The organism is Mucilaginibacter frigoritolerans, assembly GCF_007830615.1.
Taxonomy (GTDB): domain Bacteria; phylum Bacteroidota; class Bacteroidia; order Sphingobacteriales; family Sphingobacteriaceae; genus Mucilaginibacter; species Mucilaginibacter frigoritolerans.
Genome location: NZ_VLLI01000006.1, coordinates 262,737 through 281,118, shown reverse-complemented (window position 1 = coordinate 281,118; position 18,382 = coordinate 262,737). Strand labels below are relative to the sequence as shown.

Annotated in this window: 16 protein-coding genes; 12 read left to right on the top strand and 4 right to left on the bottom strand. The window is 38.7% G+C overall.

All coding sequences use genetic code 11. The annotated features are described in order from the left end of the window. Positions 1-372 precede the first annotated feature (372 nt). From porK to porN, 4 genes are read left to right on the top strand one after another with little or no spacing between them, the layout of a single operon-like run. The gene (gene porK / locus JN11_RS12045) at positions 373-1,686 is read left to right on the top strand and encodes a T9SS ring complex lipoprotein PorK/GldK (RefSeq protein ID WP_144912862.1); all 1,314 of its coding nucleotides are present in this window, start codon (positions 373-375) and stop codon (positions 1,684-1,686) included. Between the two features lie 59 nt (positions 1,687-1,745). Further along, positions 1,746-2,546, top strand: coding sequence for a type IX secretion system motor protein PorL/GldL (gene porL / locus JN11_RS12040; RefSeq protein ID WP_144912860.1), 801 nt, complete (start codon positions 1,746-1,748; stop codon positions 2,544-2,546). Between the two features lie 41 nt (positions 2,547-2,587). Continuing rightward, positions 2,588-4,117, top strand: coding sequence for a type IX secretion system motor protein PorM/GldM (porM, locus tag JN11_RS12035; protein ID WP_144912858.1), 1,530 nt, complete (start codon positions 2,588-2,590; stop codon positions 4,115-4,117). Positions 4,118-4,124: 7 nt separating this feature from the next. Continuing rightward, on the top strand, positions 4,125-5,081 hold the full coding sequence (gene porN, locus JN11_RS12030) for a type IX secretion system ring subunit PorN/GldN (RefSeq protein WP_144912857.1): 957 nt from the start codon (positions 4,125-4,127) through the stop codon (positions 5,079-5,081). Between the two features lie 38 nt (positions 5,082-5,119). Here the strand turns inward: porN and uvrC are convergent, their stop codons facing one another. The 4 genes from uvrC to porW all read right to left on the bottom strand — a co-directional run bounded on the left by uvrC (position 5,120) and on the right by porW (position 12,503). After that, positions 5,120-6,937 carry an excinuclease ABC subunit UvrC gene (uvrC, locus tag JN11_RS12025; RefSeq protein WP_144912855.1) on the bottom strand — a complete coding sequence of 606 codons (1,818 nt, stop codon included), beginning with the start codon at positions 6,935-6,937 and terminating at the stop codon, positions 5,120-5,122. 47 nt (positions 6,938-6,984) lie between these two features. Further along, positions 6,985-7,371 carry a four helix bundle protein gene (locus JN11_RS12020; protein WP_144912853.1) on the bottom strand — a complete coding sequence of 129 codons (387 nt, stop codon included), beginning with the start codon at positions 7,369-7,371 and terminating at the stop codon, positions 6,985-6,987. A gap of 74 nt (positions 7,372-7,445) precedes the next feature. Continuing rightward, the gene (locus JN11_RS12015) at positions 7,446-9,689 is read right to left on the bottom strand and encodes a transglycosylase domain-containing protein (protein ID WP_144912851.1); all 2,244 of its coding nucleotides are present in this window, start codon (positions 9,687-9,689) and stop codon (positions 7,446-7,448) included. Between the two features lie 3 nt (positions 9,690-9,692). Continuing rightward, positions 9,693-12,503 (bottom strand): type IX secretion system periplasmic lipoprotein PorW/SprE, encoded by a 2,811-nt coding sequence (gene porW, locus JN11_RS12010; protein ID WP_144912850.1) that lies wholly within the window; start codon positions 12,501-12,503, stop codon positions 9,693-9,695. Between the two features lie 51 nt (positions 12,504-12,554). Here porW and JN11_RS12005 point away from each other — a divergent pair, with 51 nt between their 5' ends. From JN11_RS12005 to atpG, 8 genes are all read left to right on the top strand, one after another. Next, positions 12,555-12,785, top strand: coding sequence for an AtpZ/AtpI family protein (locus JN11_RS12005; protein WP_144912848.1), 231 nt, complete (start codon positions 12,555-12,557; stop codon positions 12,783-12,785). Beyond that, the gene (locus tag JN11_RS12000; RefSeq protein WP_144912846.1) at positions 12,782-13,168 is read left to right on the top strand and encodes a hypothetical protein; all 387 of its coding nucleotides are present in this window, start codon (positions 12,782-12,784) and stop codon (positions 13,166-13,168) included. The genes JN11_RS12005 and JN11_RS12000 overlap by 4 nt, the downstream gene beginning before the upstream one ends. A gap of 78 nt (positions 13,169-13,246) precedes the next feature. Next, on the top strand, positions 13,247-14,239 hold the full coding sequence (atpB, locus tag JN11_RS11995) for a F0F1 ATP synthase subunit A (RefSeq protein WP_246138998.1): 993 nt from the start codon (positions 13,247-13,249) through the stop codon (positions 14,237-14,239). Positions 14,240-14,291: 52 nt separating this feature from the next. Beyond that, positions 14,292-14,534 carry an ATP synthase F0 subunit C gene (gene atpE, locus JN11_RS11990; protein ID WP_144912971.1) on the top strand — a complete coding sequence of 81 codons (243 nt, stop codon included), beginning with the start codon at positions 14,292-14,294 and terminating at the stop codon, positions 14,532-14,534. 88 nt (positions 14,535-14,622) lie between these two features. Then, a complete protein-coding gene (gene atpF, locus JN11_RS11985) occupies positions 14,623-15,117 on the top strand; it encodes a F0F1 ATP synthase subunit B (protein ID WP_144912843.1) in 495 nt (164 codons plus the stop codon). 27 nt (positions 15,118-15,144) lie between these two features. After that, positions 15,145-15,696, top strand: a complete 552-nt coding sequence (gene atpH, locus JN11_RS11980; RefSeq protein WP_144912841.1) for an ATP synthase F1 subunit delta — start codon at positions 15,145-15,147, stop codon at positions 15,694-15,696. A gap of 21 nt (positions 15,697-15,717) precedes the next feature. Further along, positions 15,718-17,292, top strand: a complete 1,575-nt coding sequence (gene atpA, locus JN11_RS11975) for a F0F1 ATP synthase subunit alpha (RefSeq protein ID WP_144912839.1) — start codon at positions 15,718-15,720, stop codon at positions 17,290-17,292. Between the two features lie 142 nt (positions 17,293-17,434). Further along, positions 17,435-18,316: an ATP synthase F1 subunit gamma gene (atpG, locus tag JN11_RS11970; RefSeq protein ID WP_144912837.1), complete on the top strand. Its 882-nt coding sequence runs from the start codon at positions 17,435-17,437 to the stop codon at positions 18,314-18,316. Positions 18,317-18,382 lie beyond the last annotated feature (66 nt).

Below are 18,382 nucleotides of genomic sequence, written 5' to 3'. Positions count from 1 at the left end.
TAAAACCTACTTCTTCTAATTGTATGCAATTATAGTGTGTAGTTAACACTAATTTGCTGGCTTTGACGTTTTTATAATAAGCCCAAATCCTAATTATCTGCAATTAATGAGCCAGATCATTTTTTCTGGATGAAAATATTGATAATTTATTTGTTGTTTTTTGCAACTATTTTTTGAAGCTAAGCGTATTAATGCAAAGAATTTAACATCATTGTAAGTGTTGTTATTGTTTAAAAGAACTATTTTAGTGTAGATATATTTACCCAATAAAAATAGTTTTTTACATTTAAGTGAAGCAATTTTAATATATTCGGGGCATATAAAACCCTAATAATAATAGTTACAGACATATAACTGATTTTTGATTAAAAAATGAAACAGATATACTTTTTAATAGCAATTTTAGCTTGTGGAATCTTGAGTGGCTGTAGCAAAGGCGGCGACAGAGGTGAGTTAACGGGTATCCCGCAACGCTCATTCAGAGCCGAAGTGCCTTTTGGCATGGTTTACATTCCGGGAGGGTCATTCCTTATGGGGCAAACAGACCAGGATGTGACTTTTTCTCAGATTGCCCAAACAAAACAGGTAACAGTGGGTCCGTTTTTTATGGATCAAACAGAGATTACCAACAGTCAGTACAAACAGTTTGTAAATTGGGTACGTGATTCAATCGCCATCACCAATTTCCTAGGGGATGAAAAATACTATCTTAAACCTCAGAAAGGTGCGTCAAACCCAAGCGGAAAAAAATATATTAACTGGGCTTATGTGAAAAAATACCCTGTAATGAGCCCTAAAAAAGGCAATGGAGGGGGTGGTTCTCAAAAATTACAGGGAATGTATTACCAAGGTGATGATCGTGTGTTTGATCGTAATGAATTAGATGTTCGTTTATTAAAATATAATTATGCATTGATGGTTTACCGTAATGCAGCCAACTATAAGGATGACAAAACAAAAAAACGTTCAGATTTCATTTTCCGTGATACTGTGCCTGTTTATCCTGATACATTAGTTTGGTTAAGTGATTTTTCATACGCTGCTAATGAGCCAATGGTTGAAGGTTATTTTTCACACCCTGCTTATCGTAACTATCCTGTAGTAGGTGTTACCTGGCGCCAGGCCCGTGCCTTTAACGTATGGCGTTCACGTTATAACGATGCTTATAAAGATTCAAGACACCTTGCACATCGCTTACCATATGCTTTACCTACAGAAGCTGAGTTTGAATATGCTGCACGTGGTGGAAGAATAGGGACTGATTACCCTTGGGGAGGTCCTTATATTAAAAATGCTAAAGGTTGCTTGCTTGCAAACTTTAAACCAGGCAGAGGTAACTATACTGATGACGGTGCTGCCTACACAGTTAACGTAAAATCATATTTCCCAAATGATTATGGTTTGTATAACATGGCTGGTAACGTAGCAGAATGGACTGCATCTGCATTTGATGAATCAGCTTCTACTTTTGTTCATGACTTGGCACCAACATTTGATTATGAAGCTAAAGCAAGTGATCCGCCGGTGTTGAAACGTAAAGTGGTTAGAGGTGGTTCATGGAAAGATGTTGGTTACTTCCTTCAAAACTCATCACGTACTTACGAATACCAGGATACTGCAAAATCATACATAGGTTTCCGTTGCGTAACACATTACCTTGGACGCGATATCAAGGATAAACGATAAGATAAATAAAACTGCACTCTAATTAATTAAAATAATAAATAACCCTTTTTAAAATTACTATGGCTGGGAAGAAACAACCTTACGGAATTAACAATATTGTATCATGGGGCGCTACAGTGGTTATTGTGGGTCTGATGTTCAAGATTTTACATTGGCCTGGAGCTACCTACTTTATTGCAGGCGGTTTAACAACAGAAGCACTATTGTTCTTTTTGTTAGGATTCCAACGTGAAGAGAAAGAAATTGACTGGAGAAGAGCTTATCCTGAATTGGACGAAGACTTTGACGGCGAATTGCCTAAATCATCAACAAAAAGTGTTGGTACTGGTGCTGGAAACACAGCGGCTTTAGACAAAATGCTTGCTGATGCAAAAATTGGTCCTGAATTAATTGGCAGCCTTGCTGATGGTTTAAGAACATTTGGTGATAAAGTGAATTCAATTTCAAGAGTTACTGATGCCGGTGATGCTACTATTGCTTTCACTAACAAAGTGAAACAAGCTAGCGCAAGCTATGATACATTGAGCAATGCTTTTGAAAAAGCATCATCAAATCTATCAGAAATGGCTAACACCAATATCGACTCTAAAACATACCACGAGCAAATTAGCAAAATGGCTAAAAACTTAACATCATTAAATGCGGTGTACGAACTTGAACTACAGGATTCAAGCAACCATTTAAAATCGATGAACAAGTTTTATCAGGACATGGCTGTAACGCTTAGCAACTTTAACGCTTCTGCAAACGACTCTAAACAGTTTAAAGATGAAGTTAACAAGTTAGCTAAAAACATGTCAACATTGAACTCAATATATGGTAATATGCTTTCAGCAATGAATCAGCCACGTGTTAGTTAATTAACTTAATTTTTGATTATTAATTAAAAACAGAAAAACACATGGCTGGAGGTAAGCAAAGCCCAAGACAACGAATGATGGGCATCCTATACCTGGTACTATTGGGCTTAGTGGCCCTAAGTGTACCGGATAGTTTGATGGATGCCTTTAAAAATATAAGAATTAGTTTGGATAACTCTACCGCTAACGTAGATAAAGGTCTTCAGGCTTCCATCTCAAATTTCGAAGCTACAAAGCTTAAAGAACAGAAGGAAAGAGCACAACCTATCTATGACAGAGCTAAAAAAGCAACTCAGATTGCTGCTGCACTTAACGATTACGTTAAGAAAGTAAAAGATGAATTGCTTGAAAAAGGAGGAGGTATTAATCCAAGTACTGGCGACGTTGATAAAAGAGAGAATCTTGATGCATCAGCTGAAGTAATGATTAATGGCAAAAAAGGTGAAGAATTACGTCAAAAAATTGAAGATACTAAATCGCAATTATTAGACTTGTTAAAACCAAACGAAAAAGCAGGTATTAACTTTTCACTTAACGCTGATGCTCCGAAAATTACAACGGGTCCTCAAAAAACCTGGGAAGAAGCTTATTTTGGTGATGGAATTCCATTGGGTGCATCTTTAACAACCCTGGCGAAAATCCAAACTGATACTAAGAATGCAGAGAACGAAGTAGTTAAAAAGATATTGGCTGAAATTGACGTTGCACAAGTTACGCTGGATCAGTTCCAGGGAGTTGCAGTTGCGCCAACAAGCTATGTATTGCAGGGACAAACCTATAGTGCAGATATATTTTTAACTGCCTACGATTCAAAGTCAACCCCTAACATCGTAATTAACGGTTCATCTATACCAGTTAGTGATGGTAAAGGAAAGTATACTGTAAACACGTCAAGAGAAGGTGTTTTCACTTATTCAGGTTCAATTTCTGTAAAAGGTCCGGATGGTGTTAAATCATATCCGCTTCCTACACAGACCTACCAGGTGGCAAAACCATCAGCAGTAGTATCTCCAGATAAGATGAACGTATTGTATATTGGTGTACCAAACCCGGTTTCAGTTTCTGCTCCAGGTGTTTCTAAAGAAAACATAAGAGTAAGTATGACTGGCGGAAGTATTGAAGGTACAGGTGGAAAATACACGGTTATTGTTAAAACACTGGGTGAAGCAACTATCAATGTTTCAGGTGAGTTAACAAAAGGTAAGTTTACTAACTTAGGAAGCTCTTTATTCCGTGTAAAACGTATACCTGATCCGAAGCCTCAGTTTGCTGGTAAAAGCGGTGGTAACACCGGAGCTGCCAACATAAGGGCGCAAGACAGAATTTTTGCAAAATTGGATAACTTTGATTTTGATGCTAAATTTAACGTAACCCGTTTTACAATATTGGTTGCAAAACCACGTCAGGATGTAATTATCCTTTCAGCAACCGGAAATGAATTAACAGGTGCGATGAAAGCTTTAATAAATACAGTTACTCCAGGTACAACAGTAGTATTTAAAGATATTATAGCTGTTGGGCCTGACGGAACACAACGCGGACTTGACCCGATTGTATTAAGTGCAAATTAAGAGGATTATGAAGACAAGATTTTTAGTTGTTATACTTTGCCTGGCATGTGTAACATCGTACGCGCAAACAAAGAAAAAGAAAACAAAAAAACGTGCACCGGCTAAGAAAACTGCGGCAGCTAAAGCTCCCGCACCTACCAGTGCAGTACCTTTTGTAGACACAACTAAAAAAGTAGCCGCAGCTCCTGCAAAACCGTTTGACAGGCCTTTAGATGGTTACTTTAAGAAAAGTAATATTTTAAATGCTAAGGTTACTCCTTATCCTAATCTGCGTGAAAATGATGTTGCATTTGCAAAACGTGTTTGGCGCGAGATAGATGTAAGGGAAAAAATGAACCAGTACCTTGCTTCACCAAAACAACGCTTAATTGACGTTATTTTAGATGCAATTGCTGCAGGCGAATTAACTGCTTACGATCCGGTTCCTACTAAAGATGATCCGAATGGTGATAGTTTTTCAACTCCATTAACTCCCGGAGCTGCCAAAGCTAAATTAGCCGATAGTACACTGGTTGATAAGTTTGACAAAGACGGTAACAAAATAGGTTCAACCTTGAAAGCAGGTGAGTTTAATCCTGATAGTTTGGTTAAATTCCGTATCAAAGAAGACTGGATTTTTGACAGACAGCGTTCTGTATTTGAGCCAAGAATTATAGGTATTGCTCCTATGGTTAAGGTAAAAGTAGGAAGCAGTGAAGATTATCAGCCGGCTTTCTGGATTTATTTCCCTGAAGCCAGACCAATATTTGCCACTAAAGAAGTTGTAAGTAAAGGAAGCGATGCAACCGGGTTAAGCTTTGACGATGCGTTTGTAAAAAGAATATTTACCAGCTACATTGTTAAAGAATCAAACGACAAAGACGAACGTATAAAAGATTATGCACAGGGTATAGACAGATTGTACGAATCGGAAAGGATCAAAAAGACCCTTATGGATTGGGAAATCTCTTTATGGCAGTACTAAATCAGTATTTAGTCTGAAAAATATAAAGCCTTGTTGAATTATTCAGCAAGGCTTTTTTCGTTACCGAAATATGCTAAAATAGCTTTGGCTTGTTTAGTGTTTACCACCTCCATGAGCTCCGGTTCGGTAGCTTCACGTATTTTCTTCACAGATTTAAAGTATTTCAATAACTTTTCGGCAGTTGTTTTGCCTATGCCATCAATTAACTCAAGCTCTGTTACCAGTGTGCCTTTATCGCGTTTTTTACGGTGGAATGTGATACCAAAGCGGTGAGCCTCATCACGTAACTGCTGAATAACCTTTAATGTTTCGGATTTTTTATCCAGGTAAAGCGGATATTGATCGCCCGGATAGTATAATTCTTCCAATCTTTTGGCTATTCCTATAATGGTTACCTTTTTGTCAATACCCAAAAGCTTTAAACTCTTTATTGCTGACGAAAGCTGGCCTTTACCGCCATCAATTACTATTAATTGAGGTAATTCACCGCCTTCATCTAACATGCGCTTATAACGCCTGTGAACGGCTTCTTCCATGGTGGCGAAATCATCAGGACCCTCAACGGTTTTAACGTTAAAATGCCGGTAATCTTTTTTAGAGGGCTTGGCGTCTTTAAACACTACAATTGCCGAAACAGGATATTTCCCCTGAAAGTTAGAGTTATCAAAACATTCAATATGCCTGGGCAACTGATTCATTCGGAGGTCTTTCATCATTTGGGTTAACAAACGATCTGTTCTTACTTCAGGATTTAGTTTTTCGTACTGATCAATTTTTTCCTTTTTAAAGAATAGTACATTCTTTTGAGATAAATCAAGCAGCTTTCTTTTTTCGCCAAGTTTGGGTACAGTAAATTTTATTGATGAAGCATCATCCAGATCAATATCAAAAGGTACAATTATTTCTTTTGAATGACTGTCATAACGGCTCCTGAACTCAGATATAGCCAGCGTTAGTAGCTCTTCATCACTTTCATCCAGGCGTTTTTTTAATTCGATGGTTTGTGTTTGGATGATAGTGCCGTTCATTACCTTAAGGTAGTTAACAAAGGCATATTTTTCTTCGGATGCTATGCTGAAAACATCCACATCAGTGATGGATGAGTTTACAACCGTTGATTTGCTCTGGTAATTCTCCAGTAGCTCGAATTTTCTTTTTAAGCGGTGAGCATACTCATAATTTAAATCAGTAACTGCTTTATCCATATCTGCCCGCAGATTACGTAAAACAACGCCTATTTTGCCGTTCAGAATATCTTTTATCTCTTCAATGCTATTGTCGTAATCATCTTCGGTTTGATAATTCTGGCAGGGTCCTTTACAGTTACCCAGTTGATATTCCAGGCATACCTTGAACTTGCCTTTTTCAATATTCTGGCGGGTAAGCGGCAAGTTGCAGGTGCGCAATGGATAGGTTTCTTTAATCAGGCCTAAAATATTATGCATCATACTTACAGATGCATAAGGACCGAGGTATTTAGACCCATCCCGAACAATGCGTCGGGTCCAGAAAATGCGGGGGAAGCTTTCATTTTTGATGATGATCCATGGATAGGTTTTATCATCCTTCAGCATCACATTATAACGCGGCTGATGCTTTTTGATCATACTGTTTTCCAGCAGCCAGGCATCAACCTCGGTATCAACTATTGTAAAAGTAATATTGCGGATTTTAGATACCAGAACACGGGTTTTTGCATTTACATTGGTATCCTTATTAAAATAAGAAGTGACCCTGTTACGCAAATCTTTAGCCTTACCAATGTAAATCAGTTCCTTCTCATCATCCCAAAACTGATATACACCAGGTTTGTGAGGTATGTTCTTTAATGCAATTTTATAGTCAAAACTGTTCATTTGTTCACTGGTTCACTAGTTCATTAGTACATTGTTCGATCACTAATTCACTTATCTTCTTTGTTAACAACTGCTGACTTACCAATAAACTTTAGGTAGGCGTTTAATTTTAAATGAATAGTTTGAAGCTCTTCAAATAGTTTATTGAATTGCTCTTCACTTATTAAATTTCGTGTTTGTGATTTTTTTAACCAGCCCTTTGTTTCAATAATTGACCCTCTACTAAAGTAACAGAAGTTTCTGTTCTCTTTATAATGATACCTGCCATAGCCTTCAGCAATATTAGCACCAATTGAATCTGCGGACCGAACTATTTGTTTACCTACTGTGTCACTTGCAAAATAATCCCATTTAGCAACAATAAACCAAATCTCGTCACTAAAACTTTCAGTTAACTGATATACCTCTAATTCTTCAAGATTATAATAACTCATAAAAGTGTTTACGTTAACAAATTATTGAACTATTCAACCAATGAACTAATGAGCGAGTGAACAAATGAACCCTATCAGAATCCCAGTTTTTTATCAACCTCACCCGTGCCTTGCTGCTGTTGTTTATAGGCATCGCAATCAATAGTGATATTTAGTCCGTTTTTAGGAGCGTCAAAATCAACATTACGTTTTATGCCTAATGCCGGATTATCATAAACCTTTTTCATAAACAAAGCAAATACTGGCAAAGCAGAGTTTGCGCCCTCACCCAGTCTGGTTGAGCGGAAGTGAATATCACGATCTTCGCAACCTGTCCAAACACCGGTTACCAACTGAGGGGTAATGCCCATAAACCAACCGTCAGAGTTATCCTGGGTTGTTCCGGTTTTGCCACCAATAGGATTAGTTAACCCATATTTATAACGCAGGCGTGATCCTGTTCCATCTTCAATTACCCCTTTCAGCATGTAGGTCATCACATAAGCTGTTTGCTCATCCATAGCCTGCACTACTTTTGGCGTATGGGTATAAATTACGTTGCCATTTTTATCCTCAATACGTAAAATGAATGTAGGCTCGGTCCATGTACCATGATTGGCAAATACAGAATATGCGCCGGCCATATCAAATACAGATGCATCAAATACACCCAAAGCTATTGAAGGGTATGGAGGAACATTACTGGTAATTCCCATTTTTTTGATCAGTTCCATTACTGGTACGGGTTTTACCTCATTCATTACATAGGCTGCAATATAATTCTGTGAATAGCCTAATGCTTTTCTTAAAGTGATTGATCCCGGAATAAAATCGCCCATAGATTGTTTTGGCGTCCATGGCTCTGATCCGTAGCCTGTTATAGTTACAGGTACGTTCTCTACTTCGGTACATGGCGATATGCCGTTTTCAATAGCTACAGCATACGTAAATGGTTTTGCTGTTGAACCAACTTGCCTGGTACCCATTTTAACCTGGTCATATTTAAAATTTTCAAAGCTGGTACCGCCAACCCAAGCTTTAATATAACCTGTTGTAGGATCCATGCTCATAAATGCATTGCGCAGCATCATTTTACTGTACACAATAGAGTCGATAGGTTTCATCACGGTATCAACGTTGCCTTTCCAGGTAAACAACTCCAAACTATCAGGCGTATTAAAGTTTTGCCTTATTTCATCTTCCGATTTTCCTTCAGCCTGCAATTGTTTATAACGGTCAGATCGGTACATGCCCTGGTCAAGCAGCAATTTAAAGTTTTTCACGTTCTTCCAGCGGCTAACACCTTTCCATTGATCGTTAAATTGAGCCTGCAAGATTGGCATGTATTCGCGTTGTGCTTCTTCTGCATATTGTTGCATAGTAGCATCAATGGTAGTGTATATTTTTAAACCATCGCGGTCAAGATCATAAGGCGTACCATCAGACTTGGCGATGTTCAGATCCCTGAATAGTTTTTGAATTTCCTGTTTTAACACAGCCCTGAAATAGGGCGCAGGTCCATCATTATGGCTTATCGGGTTAAAGTTAAGATTTAGTGGTTTTTGCTTCAGATCGGCTAACTGACCATCACTTAAAAAGCCTTGCTTGTTCATTAAACCCATTATTAGGTTACGACGGTTTAATGCTCTGTCGGGATGTCTGATAGGAGAGTAATAGCCCGGACCTTTTACCATGCCGATTAATAATGCGGCTTGGTCTGGTGAAAGTTTATCGGGTGTAACGTTGAAATAAGTACGGGCAGCTGATTTTATGCCGAAGGTATTATAAGCTCCGAAATCAACCGTATTTAAATACATGGTAATAATTTCCTGTTTGGTATAGCGGCGTTCCAGCTTTACAGCAATAATCCATTCTTTTAATTTCTGCGTAAATCTGAAAAATGGGTTGCGCGCAACCTCGCCCGAAAATAGGTTTTTAGCCAATTGCTGGGTAATGGTACTACCGCCTTGTTTTTTACCTATAAGATTTAAAAGCGGAATGCTTAATACCCTTTGAAAATCGATACCTGAGTGCTCATAAAAGCGACTATCTTCAGTAGCGATTAATGCGTTTACCACATTTGGAGAAAGCTGGGAAAAGGTTACGCTTGAACGATTTTGGATGTAATAGGTTCCTAAAACAGTCTTGTCTGAAGAAAGTACTTCGGTAGCCTGGTTGCTCTTAGGGTTTTCCAGATCGCGAAAGGTTGGGAGTGATCCAAACAGACCAAAATAGGTTACTATTAATAGCAAAATAAAGAGTGCCAAACAGCCAATAACTGTTCTCCAAATGTACCAGTTATATCTTCTAATGTCCTGTGGGGCAAGTTTAATGATCATTTTTTAATAATTTGTTTGGTAATAATCTACGTAACTATCCAACGTTTTTTTGTCGGCTAATTTATTCAGATTTTCCTGTGTTATAATAAAAAAGGTGTATTTATCCTTAGGTACCTTCATTATGTCGGGCAGTATAGGGATAATATATTGGGCATATTTTTTTACTGCATCCAGCGAAGGAAACCGGCCAACATAAATCAGCTGGTTATCGGTGCCAATAGGAATCACCAGGTGTTTTATGCCCCTACCAGCAAAATTTACCCTATTAAACTGACCAATACCAAAACGCGAAGACGACAAATTAGTTGTACCGCTGTTTACATTTACAATAAAGAAATAATTAGTACTATCGTTTTTGGTGAATATGCTGAGCGATGTATTTTTAACCAGTTTATCAGGTACCGCGGTATTTGCCGTTTGTACGCGTGCCGGCTGTGTCGTCTGTGCCAGCACAGGCTGTTGGCGTTTTTCTTCGGGCTTCGGAACAATGTAGCCTGGTATTACCGGGTGCCTGTAAGCTGTTTTTTCTTTCAGTGCGTTATCCAACGTAAATGGAATATCCTGCGGATCTTCATCAGCCAAAACAGTTTTACGGTTCATTATCTCCGCATTGTTTGCGCTCATGTAAGCCAGGTGCTGGTAAACCAATGGAGTAATTAGTTTATCATTAGGGTATTTGGTAACAATCTCCTGTAAACTGTCCCTAAACGGATTTACCTTTTCATTGTGGCCCTCGGCAAGTGTTTTAAGGTAGTATAACTGTGCTGCATATTTATTATTAGGATATTGCTTCATTAGCTCAAACGAGCATCCAATAACATCTTTATATTCTTTATTCACGTACAGATCAAAAACCTGGTTATAGGCGCGGGTAAATTCGGCATCTTTATCATCCAGTTTCCTGGCAAAATCCGGATCAATAATTATTTTGGCAAAAGGTGTGCCTGCGTAATCTTTAAGGATCTTATTTTTATACTCATCTGATTTTGCAACATCTTTGTCCATGTATAAACGATACAAGCTGTAGTAAATGGGTGCCTTATTATAATCGTTTGGGAACCGTTTTAATATGGTTTCGTACATTGCTATGGCTTCTGTGGTATCACGTAAAATATCCCTGTAAAAATCAGCAATATCAATATAAGCATTATAAATACGCAGGTTTGATTGTGCCAGTTGGGTTGGTGTTAATGGCAAACCCTGTAACAGATCTTGCCGGTAGTTGCCTGCTGTGGAAGCACTTTTACCAGTTGTACCGGTAGCAGGGGGAGCATCCGGGTCGCCTCCCTGTAAATTGGTAGCCTGACTATTGGTAATGTCGCTGTTATCGCGCGAGCTGCGGCGCCAGTTGTCTTCCAGCTTACGGTTTCCCCATTTCTTTTTAAAATCGGTATAACCTTGACTCACTGCGTTGGCATTATAAAAATAAAACGAACTGACTGCACCGCTGCTTAAAGCTCCGTCATTGCTGCTGGCGGTATTGGCATTGGCGCTGTTAATAGCAGCTTGTTGCTGCAATATCCTATCGCTAACCATTTTGTCAATGGTTTTCAACCGTGTCGTTTCATCCATTTTGGCTAATGCCTGCAAGGTATCTTCCCTGATGATAATTTGTGAGCGATCTGCCAGTAATTGCAGGTTGTCGCTTGTTTTTTTGATAACCTGGTAGCCGGGATAATTAGCAGAAAGACTGGTTAAAGTACTATCGTAATATTTTTTAGCATTAATGTAATTGGCCTTAATTTTAAAATTGATTTGTGCCAGCCTCAGATAGGATAGTCCTTTCTGATTCTGATTTCTTACACTGTTGCGGATAGAAAGATTATAATTTTTTATAGCATTATTAATATCCTTATTCACCATGTACAGCTCCGCCACCTGGTAGTAAATCTGATCTTTAAATTCTTTATTGTTCGGATCTTTTAGCAGGGCCAGCAGCCTTTGCTGCCGGGTTAATTTTATCCCTTTTTGCTTTTCTTCAATCCGGATACGATTAAGGCTGGCATTAAATGCCATTTCAAACACTGCATTACTATTGGCTATTTTAGTATAGTTAGCAAATGCCGCTGCTGTTTCATTGTTATGCTCCTGAATTTGGGCCAAAATAAACCGCCACCTTAAACGCTGTATTTTATTATCAGCATTTTGTACAGCTACTTTTGCTGCATCCTCGGCCTCAGCATAATTCTGTATATTAATATCATATTGCAGCCGGGTAGCAAAAATATCAGCAGGTGGTCTTTTTTTTGGGTTGATGTTTTTTACTGCGGTATCCAAAGCCATTTTAGCTTCGGGCAGATGATTGAGGTACATTGCAGAACGCGCTTTCCAGGTCAAAGCATCCTGAACCAGGTCCATCCGTTGAGGGTAGGAGCGCACTACGTAATCAAAGTACTCAGATGCGTTAAAGTAATTGCCTTCTAAAAAGTAAGCTTTGCCTAAAAGGAGGTAAGCATCACCTAAATAATGGCTCTGTTCTTTTATGCTGATAATTTTATTGGCCTTGGCAATAACTGCTTCTAAATCCTTATCGGGTACAGTGCTTTGTGCAGTAGTATCCTGGTAAACACTTAAAATCTCGTTGTAGTTATCAACAAAAGAAGTAGCATAGCTTATCTGTTTTAACCTTAATAACTCTTTTGCATTAAACAGTATATTATAGTGCGCTGTAAGGTTTTGCATGGTGCGGTTAAAGCCGCTTTCTTTTTCAAGCGAACAACCTGCCAGGGCAATTACCACGGCTAGTAACAGGAATTTAGGGTGTTTTAACAAAGGAAATATAGGTGCTTTATTCAATTTAAACCATGATAACATAAGCTTTGCTAATTTACTAACATTTATGCAATAGGATTAATAAATTTGCAGATGCTCAAAGATGAACAAAAAGATAGTTCTGAAAGCAATAAACCGTCAAATAGCTATTTAAAATTTACCGGTATAGCCTTCCAGATGATGGCCATCATAGGCATTTTTGCTTATGCAGGCGTAAAAATTGACCATGCCGCTGGCCATAATACGCAGTGGGTTACGGCTTTGTTGTCATTAATTGGCGTATTTATAGCCATGTACATTATTATAAAATCATTAAAAAATTGAAAACTTATAAATCTATTATCACATTTTTATTGTTTACCTGCCTTGTTGCTGTTCCGCCTTTAGCCTTAAAATATTCAGGATTGGAGAGCTGGCTTGTTCCCGGTTTTTGGGGCATGTTTTTCTTTGTAGCTGGCCTTACATTTATTGTATTGTTGTTTATTTTAACCATACAGGCAAAAAATACCGAAATGTATGCTCCTGCGTTTTTAGGGGCAACCACGTTTAAGCTGTTGGCTTGTCTTATTTTTTTGCTGGTTTTTATCAAAACAAGGCACCCGGAGAAGGTGTTTTTTGTGGTTGATTTTATGTATTTATACTTATTAAATACAGTCTTTGAAATTTACGGTTTGTTACGTAACTTGCGCAACCAAAATTCAAAGTAAAAAAGTTCATTTTAAATGGAAAGAAGGTCGATTTTGAACTCAAAAATTTTTAAGATTTCACGCATTTACGCGTTTTTTATGCTCCTATGGGCATTTCCGGCACTTGCATTCTGCCAGCCAAAGGCTGATGAAAGCAAGGATAAACCATTCGATCCAAAGGAAGCAATATTTGAGCATATCGGCGATTCTCACTCATGGCCAGTGTTTGGAAAAATCAAAATTTCGCTGCCGGTGATATTATACACCGACAAAGGGCTTGATATTTTTATGTCAAACAACCTGCATGAAGATGCGGTTTACAAAGGCAAAAATTACAACTATATCCTTGAAAAAAACAAAGTAAAGATTGCTGACGATAACGGTAAGATTAATGAAACCAAAAAAGTTTGGGATTTCTCTATCACCCGTAACGTTGCCAGCATGTGGTTTGCTATGATCATATTGCTTGTTGTTTTCGGTAGCGTAAGTCGTTCGTACAAAAAACGTGCAGGCAAGGCACCTAAAGGATTACAATCAGTAATGGAGCCTTTAATTGTTTTTGTGCGCGATGATGTAGCTATCCCGAACATTGGTATAAAAGCTGCTAAGTTTATGCCCTTACTGCTTACCATTTTCTTTTTTATATTATTAAATAACCTTTTAGGTTTAGTGCCATTTTTTCCGGGTGCTTATAATTTAACCGGTAACATAGCGGTAACACTGGTATTATCTTTTATTATTTTATTGGTAATTAATTTCAGCGCTAACAAATATTACTGGAAACACATTTTTACGCCGGAAATTCCGCTTTGGTTATACATCATCATGGTGCCGGTTGAGTTGATCGGTATCATTTCAAAGCCATTTGCGTTGATGATCCGTTTGTTTGCAAATATTACAGCGGGCCACATTATTGTGTTAAGCTTAATATCACTGATATTTATTTTTAAAACGCTTGCAGTATCACCTGCTTCAGTATTGTTCGTAGTATTTATGGATTGTATTGAGTTGCTGGTAGCATTCTTACAGGCGTATATTTTCACCATGTTATCGGCACTGTTCATTGGTATGGCAGTACAGGAACATCACTAATTAGCAAATAATTAAATTATTTATACATTAAATTAATCAAACAATGATTGGAATGATCGGAACCATTGCTCAGGCTGTAGCTGCAGCAGGAGTAGTAGGTAAAATTGGAACACTTGGCGCAGGTTTAGCTGTTATCGGTGCAGGTATCGGTATTGGTCAAATCGGTGGTAAAGCCGTTGAAGGTATTGCCCGTCAGCCAGAAGCTGCTTCCAAAATTCAAACTAACATGATCATCGCTGCTGCACTTGTTGAAGGTGTTGCTCTTTTCGCGGTGGTTGTTGCCATGATTGGCTAAAAATCAAAATTGAATACCCCGGGGCGATTGGCTCCGGGAATATTCTTTTAAATTATTGAATAGAACAAACATACATAAGTAACATACCATGGATTTAGTTACCCCCGAATTAGGTTTAGTTTTCTGGACGACAGTATCATTCGTGATTTTGCTGATCTTGCTGCGCGTATTTGCCTGGAAACCAATTTTAGGAGCAATTAATGAGCGTGAAAACTCAATTGAAAATGCTTTGCTTAAAGCTGAAGCTGCTAAAGAGGAAATGTCTCGTTTAACCAGCGAAAACGAAAGCCTGTTAAAGCAAGCACGTGCCGAACGCGATCAGATTTTGGCAGAAGCCAAAAAGATTAAAGATCAGATTGTGCATGATGCTAAAGAAGCTGCCAGTAAAGAAAGCGGCCGCCAGATAGAACTTGCCCGTATAGAAATCAACAACCAGAAAGCTATTGCTATGGCTGATGTTAAAAATCAGGTAGCATCACTTTCATTAGAGATTGCTGAGAAAATATTGCGCAAGCAATTTGAAGACCAGAAAAAGCAAGACGAGCTGGTTAAAGAATTATTAAAAGACGTTAATTTAAGTTAATATCGGATTTCCGAAATATAAACAAACATGTCAGAATTAACAGTTGCATCCAGGTATGCCAAATCATTGATGGATCTTTCAAGCGAGCAAAACAGCATGGAAGAGATTAAGAATGATATGGAGCTTTTTCATCATACATTAAGGGTGAATCCTGAATTAAAGGCGGTTTTGGCTAATCCCATTGTATCGCACCAAAAAAAGATAAAAATACTTGACGAAGTGTTTGCCAGCAGAGTGAGCAAGACAAGTATTGCCTTTTTTAAATTAATGATTAACAAAAGCCGCGGCGATGTATTGTATACTGCATCAGAAGAGTTTGTTAATCTTTATGATATTAAAAAGAACATCATTAAAGCTACTGTAGTTTCTGCAACTGCTTTATCAGAGGCTAACAAACAAAAAATGATAGCCGATATTCAGACAGCTACCGGCTGTACTGTAAAATTGAATGCCAAAGTTGATCCGAACCTGATTGGTGGTTTTGTATTAACAGTAGGCGACAGGCAAGTTGACACCAGCATTGCCAGTGATTTAGGAAAATTAAAAAAAGAATTTGCCCAAAGGGTAATTGCAAATTAAAACTCTAAAATAAATTAAAAAATGGTAGAGGTAAGACCAGACGAAGTATCAGCAATTTTGCGTCAGCAATTAGCAGGCTTTAAGTCAGAATCTGAATTAGAAGAAGTGGGTACTGTACTCCAGGTGGGTGACGGTATTGCACGCGTTTATGGATTAACAAAAGTACAATCAGGAGAACTGGTTGAGTTTGGTACCGGATTACAAGGTATCGTACTTAACCTTGAGGAAGACAACGTGGGTGTTGTATTGTTAGGTAAATCCGATGATATTAAAGAAGGAGATACCGTTAAACGTACTAACAGGATCGCCTCTATTAATGTTGGTGAAGGCATGCTTGGCCGTGTAGTTGATACCCTTGGTACACCTATTGACGGTAAAGGCCCTATTGCCGGTAAAACTTACGAGATGCCATTAGAGCGTAAAGCGCCTGGTGTTATCTACCGTCAGCCGGTAACTGAGCCATTGCAAACCGGTATCAAAGCTATTGACGCAATGATCCCTATCGGTCGTGGCCAGCGTGAGTTGGTTATCGGTGACCGTCAGACAGGTAAAACTGCGGTTTGTATCGATACCATCATCAACCAAAAAGAATTTTATGATGCCGGTAAACCGGTAATATGTATTTATGTTGCCTGTGGCCAAAAAGCTTCAACAGTAGCCAACATTGTACGTATCCTTGAAGAAAAAGGCGCTATGCCTTATACCATCATTGTTGCTGCAAATGCATCAGACTCTGCTACCATGCAGTTCTTTGCTCCGTTTGCCGGTGCAGCAATTGGCGAGTACTTCCGCGATACAGGACGTCCTGCTTTGATCATTTATGATGATTTGTCAAAACAGGCTGTTGCTTACCGTGAGGTATCTCTGTTACTTCGTCGTCCACCGGGCCGTGAGGCTTATCCTGGTGACGTATTTTACCTGCACAGCCGTTTATTAGAGCGTGCCGCTAAAATTAACTCGAATGATTCAATAGCACAGGCCATGAATGATTTGCCTGAGTCTATTAAAGATATTGTAAAAGGTGGTGGTTCATTAACCGCATTACCTATCATTGAAACACAAGCAGGTGACGTATCGGCTTATATCCCAACCAACGTAATTTCAATTACCGATGGTCAGATATTCCTGGAGTCAAACTTGTTTAACGCAGGTGTTCGTCCGGCTATTAACGTAGGTATCTCGGTATCACGTGTAGGTGGTAACGCACAGATCAAATCAATGAAGAAAGTTGCCGGTACTTTGAAACTTGACCAGGCTCAGTTCCGCGAGCTGGAAGCGTTTTCGAAATTCGGTTCTGATTTGGACGCATCAACCAAAAACGTACTGGACAAAGGAGCCCGTAACGTAGAGATCCTGAAACAAGGTCAGTACTCACCGGTATCGGTTGAAAAACAGGTAGCTATTATTTACCTGGGTACTAAAAACCTGATGCGTAATGTTCCGGTTGACAAAATCAGGGAGTTTGAAGGCGAATTTACCAGCATGCTGGAAGCACGTCACCCTGAAGTTTTAGTTGCTCTTAAAGCAGGTAAATTTGACGACCAGATCACCGGCGTACTGGAAACAGTTGCCAAAGAAATGACTGGAAAATATTAATTAGATATGAGATATGAGATGTGAGTAGTGCGATATGCTACTCATCTCTCATAGAGATAAATAGAAATAGTAGAGGGTTTGTGTATTTGATAATGAGGCAAAAAACCTCAAATCTCAAGTCTCAAGTCTCAAATCTCAAAAGATGGCTAATTTAAAAGAAGTAAGAAACAGGATAAAATCCGTAAGCTCAACACAGCAGATCACCAAGGCTATGAAAATGGTTTCGGCAGCTAAGCTGAAAAGGGCTACTAACGCTATTGTACAATTGCGCCCGTATGCTAATAAGCTGAAAGAGCTGTTGGCTAATTTATCTGCAAGCCTTGAAAATGGTTCATCGCCGTTTTTAGTTGAGCGCGAGCCGGTAAAAGTATTGGTGATTGTAGTATCATCAAATCGTGGTTTGGCGGGTGCGTTTAATGCCAACGTAATTAAAACAGCCAATAACCTCATTGCTGAGAAATACAGTGAGCAGTTAAAGGCAGGTAATGTTTCTATCGTTGCTATCGGTAAAAAGAGCCAGGAGTTTTATCAGCGTCGTAAGTACAACGTTATTGGCAACAATAATGATCTGTACCTGGATCTGAACTTTGAAAATACCTCAAAGATTACTGAAAGCATAATGACTGGCTTTTTAAAGGGTGATTATGACCGCGTAGAGCTGGTTTATAATCATTTCCGTAATGCAGCAGTTCAGTACCTGGTAACAGAGCAATTATTACCTGTGCCTAAGGCCGAGGTTAAAGCTGAGGAAAAAGCATCGCAGGTTGATTACATCCTGGAGCCATCACAAGAAGAAATTGTTGAACAGTTGATACCTAAAAATATCAAGATACAGGTTTACAAAGCTGTGTTAGATTCAAATGCTTCTGAACATGGCGCCCGTATGACGGCAATGGATAAAGCAACCGAAAATGCCGGTGAATTGTTAAAAGCACTGAAACTATCATACAACCAGGCACGCCAGGCAGCTATTACTACCGAGCTTACCGAAATTGTGAGCGGTGCAGCAGCATTATCAGCCTAAATAAAGCATTTTATAAAATAATATACAAAGGCTTCTCTTGAAAAAGGGGAGCCTTTTTTGTTTAAT

Excerpts from the sequence above, each read along its gene's own strand:
- atpA (WP_144912839.1), top strand. The coding sequence starts at position 15,718 with ATGGTAGAGGTAAGACCAGACGAAGTATCAGCAATTTTGCGTCAGCAA.
- JN11_RS12020 (WP_144912853.1), bottom strand. The coding sequence starts at position 7,371 with ATGAGTTATTATAATCTTGAAGAATTAGAGGTATATCAGTTAACTGAA.
- porK (WP_144912862.1), top strand. The coding sequence starts at position 373 with ATGAAACAGATATACTTTTTAATAGCAATTTTAGCTTGTGGAATCTTG.
- uvrC (WP_144912855.1), bottom strand. The coding sequence starts at position 6,937 with ATGAACAGTTTTGACTATAAAATTGCATTAAAGAACATACCTCACAAA.
- porM (WP_144912858.1), top strand. The coding sequence starts at position 2,588 with ATGGCTGGAGGTAAGCAAAGCCCAAGACAACGAATGATGGGCATCCTA.
- atpE (WP_144912971.1), top strand. The coding sequence starts at position 14,292 with ATGATCGGAACCATTGCTCAGGCTGTAGCTGCAGCAGGAGTAGTAGGT.
- JN11_RS12005 (WP_144912848.1), top strand. The coding sequence starts at position 12,555 with ATGCTCAAAGATGAACAAAAAGATAGTTCTGAAAGCAATAAACCGTCA.
- atpG (WP_144912837.1), top strand. The coding sequence starts at position 17,435 with ATGGCTAATTTAAAAGAAGTAAGAAACAGGATAAAATCCGTAAGCTCA.
- atpF (WP_144912843.1), top strand. The coding sequence starts at position 14,623 with ATGGATTTAGTTACCCCCGAATTAGGTTTAGTTTTCTGGACGACAGTA.
- porL (WP_144912860.1), top strand. The coding sequence starts at position 1,746 with ATGGCTGGGAAGAAACAACCTTACGGAATTAACAATATTGTATCATGG.
- porW (WP_144912850.1), bottom strand. The coding sequence starts at position 12,503 with ATGTTATCATGGTTTAAATTGAATAAAGCACCTATATTTCCTTTGTTA.
- porN (WP_144912857.1), top strand. The coding sequence starts at position 4,125 with ATGAAGACAAGATTTTTAGTTGTTATACTTTGCCTGGCATGTGTAACA.
- JN11_RS12015 (WP_144912851.1), bottom strand. The coding sequence starts at position 9,689 with ATGATCATTAAACTTGCCCCACAGGACATTAGAAGATATAACTGGTAC.
- atpH (WP_144912841.1), top strand. The coding sequence starts at position 15,145 with ATGTCAGAATTAACAGTTGCATCCAGGTATGCCAAATCATTGATGGAT.
- atpB (WP_246138998.1), top strand. The coding sequence starts at position 13,247 with ATGCTCCTATGGGCATTTCCGGCACTTGCATTCTGCCAGCCAAAGGCT.